Source organism: Pandoraea sp. B-6, from assembly GCF_000282835.1.
Classification (GTDB): Bacteria; Pseudomonadota; Gammaproteobacteria; order Burkholderiales; family Burkholderiaceae; genus Pandoraea; species Pandoraea cepalis.
This window is the reverse complement of record NZ_AKXS01000167.1, coordinates 1-4421: the sequence shown is the minus strand read 5'-3', so window position 1 is coordinate 4421 and position 4421 is coordinate 1. Positions and strand designations below refer to the sequence as shown.

The following is a 4421-nucleotide window of genomic DNA, read 5'->3' as shown; positions in this document are numbered from 1 at the left end:
CAGCCGATGTCAGATTAGCTAGTTGGTGGGGTAAAAGCTCACCAAGGCGACGATCTGTAGCTGGTCTGAGAGGACGACCAGCCACACTGGGACTGAGACACGGCCCAGACTCCTACGGGAGGCAGCAGTGGGGAATTTTGGACAATGGGCGAAAGCCTGATCCAGCAATGCCGCGTGTGTGAAGAAGGCCTTCGGGTTGTAAAGCACTTTTGTCCGGAAAGAAATCCTCTGGGTTAATACCTCGGGGGGATGACGGTACCGGAAGAATAAGCACCGGCTAACTACGTGCCAGCAGCCGCGGTAATACGTAGGGTGCAAGCGTTAATCGGAATTACTGGGCGTAAAGCGTGCGCAGGCGGTTTTGTAAGACGGATGTGAAATCCCCGGGCTTAACCTGGGAACTGCATTCGTGACTGCAAGGCTAGAGTATGGCAGAGGGGGGTAGAATTCCACGTGTAGCAGTGAAATGCGTAGAGATGTGGAGGAATACCGATGGCGAAGGCAGCCCCCTGGGCCAATACTGACGCTCATGCACGAAAGCGTGGGGAGCAAACAGGATTAGATACCCTGGTAGTCCACGCCCTAAACGATGTCAACTAGTTGTTGGGGATTCATTTCCTTAGTAACGAAGCTAACGCGTGAAGTTGACCGCCTGGGGAGTACGGTCGCAAGATTAAAACTCAAAGGAATTGACGGGGACCCGCACAAGCGGTGGATGATGTGGATTAATTCGATGCAACGCGAAAAACCTTACCTACCCTTGACATGTACGGAATCCTGCTGAGAGGTGGGAGTGCTCGAAAGAGAACCGTAACACAGGTGCTGCATGGCTGTCGTCAGCTCGTGTCGTGAGATGTTGGGTTAAGTCCCGCAACGAGCGCAACCCTTGTCCTTAGTTGCTACGCAAGAGCACTCTAGGGAGACTGCCGGTGACAAACCGGAGGAAGGTGGGGATGACGTCAAGTCCTCATGGCCCTTATGGGTAGGGCTTCACACGTCATACAATGGTCGGTACAGAGGGCTGCCAAACCGCGAGGTGGAGCTAACCCCAGAAAACCGATCGTAGTCCGGATCGCAGTCTGCAACTCGACTGCGTGAAGCTGGAATCGCTAGTAATCGCGGATCAGCATGTCGCGGTGAATACGTTCCCGGGTCTTGTACACACCGCCCGTCACACCATGGGAGTGGGTTTTGCCAGAAGTAGGTAGCCTAACCGTAAGGAGGGCGCTTACCACGGCAGGATTCATGACTGGGGTGAAGTCGTAACAAGGTAGCCGTAGGGGAACCTGCGGCTGGATCACCTCCTTTCTAGAGCATGCACTGGAAGTTGAGTGTTCACGCTTATCGGTTGTTGACTGCGTAGATCTAAGTCGGGTCTGTAGCTCAGGTGGTTAGAGCACCGTCTTGATAAGGCGGGGGTCGAAGGTTCAAGTCCTTCCAGACCCACCAAACTCTTTCCACCGACGCCTGGTAGAAAGAAATCTGGCTGAGGCAAGGCACAAAAGGCCGCCGCATACATCGGTATGCAAGGTTTTTTGTAACGCCGCATCAGACTGATTTGGGGGGCATAGCTCAGCTGGGAGAGCACCTGCTTTGCAAGCAGGGGGTCGTCGGTTCGATCCCGTCTGCCTCCACCAATTCCTTAGATCGCACATCGATGTCAGTCAAAAGCTTTTACGTCTGTGGTAAATCCCCAAGTGTGAATGTTTTTGAATGACAGCAATGTCATGCAGTATTTGTTCTTTAACAATTTGGAAGAAGTAGTAGTACAACGGAAGCGCGTTAGAGATGGCGCGTGGAAATTGTATGGGTTGTGATTGTATCAACTAGTATTTAAGTGATCGAAAGATGACTTGGAATACGGCACAACGCGAAAACTCAACCTATAGGGAATGTGCCGAAAGACACACTCGTTATAGGGTCAAGCGAATAAGTGCATGTGGTGGATGCCTTGGCGATTACAGGCGATGAAGGACGCGATAGCCTGCGAAAAGTTGTGGGGAGCTGGCAAATAAGCTTTGATCCACAAATGTCCGAATGGGGAAACCCGGCCCTTTGGGTCATCCTAGACTGAATACATAGGTCTAGTGAAGCGAACGCGGCGAACTGAAACATCTAAGTAGCTGCAGGAAAAGAAATCAACCGAGATTCCCAAAGTAGTGGCGAGCGAAATGGGACCAGCCTTCAAGATTTAGCACCGGTGTTATCAAAACGGAATGGAAAGTCCGGCCATAGTGGGTGATAGCCCCGTATGAGAAAACCCTGGTGTGGAACTAAGCTTGAGAAAAGTAGGGCGGGACACGTGAAATCCTGTCTGAAGATGGGGGGACCATCCTCCAAGGCTAAATACTCGTAATCGACCGATAGTGAACCAGTACCGTGAGGGAAAGGCGAAAAGAACCCCGGGAGGGGAGTGAAATAGATCCTGAAACCGCATGCATACAAACAGTAGGAGCCTCGCAAGGGGTGACTGCGTACCTTTTGTATAATGGGTCAGCGACTTACATTCAGTGGCAAGCTTAACCGAATAGGGAAGGCGTAGCGAAAGCGAGTCCGAATAGGGCGTTCAGTCGCTGGGTGTAGACCCGAAACCAAGTGATCTATCCATGGCCAGGTTGAAGGTGCGGTAACACGTACTGGAGGACCGAACCCACTAATGTTGAAAAATTAGGGGATGAGCTGTGGATAGGGGTGAAAGGCTAAACAAACTTGGAAATAGCTGGTTCTCTCCGAAAACTATTTAGGTAGTGCCTCGTGTATCACCTTCGGGGGTAGAGCACTGTCATGGTTGAAGGGTCCATTGCGGATTACTTCGCCATAGCAAACTCCGAATACCGAAGAGTGCAATCACGGGAGACAGACATCGGGTGCTAACGTCCGGTGTCAAGAGGGAAACAACCCAGACCGCCAGCTAAGGTCCCTAAATATTGCTAAGTGGGAAACGAAGTGGGAAGGCTAAAACAGTCAGGAGGTTGGCTTAGAAGCAGCCACCCTTTAAAGAAAGCGTAATAGCTCACTGATCGAGTCGTCCTGCGCGGAAGATGTAACGGGGCTAAGCAATATACCGAAGCTGCGGATGCGAGCTTGCTCGCATGGTAGGAGAGCGTTCTGTAAGCCTGTGAAGGTGTCTTGTGAAGGATGCTGGAGGTATCAGAAGTGCGAATGCTGACATGAGTAGCGATAAAGGGGGTGAAAGGCCCCCTCGCCGTAAGCCCAAGGTTTCCTACGCAACGTTCATCGGCGTAGGGTGAGTCGGCCCCTAAGGCGAGGCAGAGATGCGTAGCTGATGGGAAGCAGGTTAATATTCCTGCACCGTCGTATGATGCGATGGGGGGACGGATCGCGGAAGGTTGTCCGGGTGTTGGAAGTCCCGGTCCCTGCAGTGGAGAAGGCGCTTAGGCAAATCCGGGCGCGTAATTCAAGGCTGTGGGGCGAGTACCTTCGGGTACGAAGCAATTGGAAGTGGTTCCAAGAAAAGCCTCTAAGCTTCAGTCATACGAGACCGTACCGCAAACCGACACAGGTGGGCGAGATGAGTATTCTAAGGCGCTTGAGAGAACTCGGGAGAAGGAACTCGGCAAATTGGTACCGTAACTTCGGGATAAGGTACGCCCTTGTAGCTTGACTGGCCTGCGCCAGGAGGGTGAAAGGGTTGCAATAAACTGGTGGCTGCGACTGTTTAATAAAAACACAGCACTCTGCAAACACGAAAGTGGACGTATAGGGTGTGACGCCTGCCCGGTGCCGGAAGATTAAATGATGGGGTGCAAGCTCTTGATTGAAGTCCCGGTAAACGGCGGCCGTAACTATAACGGTCCTAAGGTAGCGAAATTCCTTGTCGGGTAAGTTCCGACCTGCACGAATGGCGTAACGATGGCCACACTGTCTCCTCCCGAGACTCAGCGAAGTTGAAGTGTTTGTGATGATGCAATCTACCCGCGGCTAGACGGAAAGACCCCATGAACCTTTACTGTAGCTTTGCATTGGACTTTGAACCGGTCTGTGTAGGATAGGTGGGAGGCTTTGAAGCAGGAACGCTAGTTTCTGTGGAGCCGTCCTTGAAATACCACCCTGGTTTGTTTGAGGTTCTAACCTAGGTCCGTAATCCGGATCGGGGACAGTGCATGGTAGGCAGTTTGACTGGGGCGGTCTCCTCCCAAAGTGTAACGGAGGAGTACGAAGGTACGCTAGGTACGGTCGGAAATCGTGCTGATAGTGCAATGGCAAAAGCGTGCTTAACTGCGAGACTGACAAGTCGAGCAGGTGCGAAAGCAGGTCATAGTGATCCGGTGGTTCTGTATGGAAGGGCCATCGCTCAACGGATAAAAGGTACTCTGGGGATAACAGGCTGATACCGCCCAAGAGTTCATATCGACGGCGGTGTTTGGCACCTCGATGTCGGCTCATCTCATCCTGGGGCT

At 52.2% G+C, this 4421-nt stretch carries 2 tRNA genes and 2 rRNA genes; all 4 read left to right on the top strand.

The features are described 5' to 3' along the window. Positions 1-1308 (top strand): 16S ribosomal RNA (locus A985_RS0101600); the annotation flags it as partial. Positions 1309-1372: 64 nt separating this feature from the next. After that, a tRNA-Ile gene (locus tag A985_RS0101595) sits at positions 1373-1449 on the top strand. 112 nt (positions 1450-1561) lie between these two features. Next, a tRNA-Ala gene (locus A985_RS0101590) sits at positions 1562-1637 on the top strand. Positions 1638-1919: 282 nt separating this feature from the next. Then, positions 1920-4421, top strand: a 23S ribosomal RNA gene (locus tag A985_RS0101585); the annotation flags it as partial.